The 280-nt window shown below is 43.9% G+C and carries 1 pseudogene; it reads left to right on the forward strand.

Features of this window, described 5'->3' with window-relative positions:
- Positions 1–280, forward strand: a pseudogene (locus AB4585_RS27960) (PTS mannitol transporter subunit IICBA); the annotation flags it as partial.

Raw genomic sequence — 280 nt, forward strand, 5'->3', positions numbered from 1 at the left:
CACGGTAAAGTGAAGAGTGGCTTTGAGATGTTGGTAAACAACTTCTCTGCCGGTATCGTTGGTATGATTTGTGCCATCCTAGCATTCTTAGTTGTTGGTCCTGCGGTTAAACTTCTATCTTCAGCACTTGCTGCTGGTGTAGACGTAATGGTAAACGCTGGCTTGCTTCCTTTAGCTTCTATTTTTGTAGAGCCTGCGAAGATTCTGTTCCTAAACAACGCAATCAACCACGGTATCTTTACTCCACTAGGTGTTCAGCAATCTGAAGAACTAGGTCGTT

Source organism: Vibrio sp. 10N.222.49.C9 (assembly GCF_041474985.1).
Lineage (GTDB): Bacteria > Pseudomonadota > Gammaproteobacteria > Enterobacterales > Vibrionaceae > Vibrio > Vibrio crassostreae_C.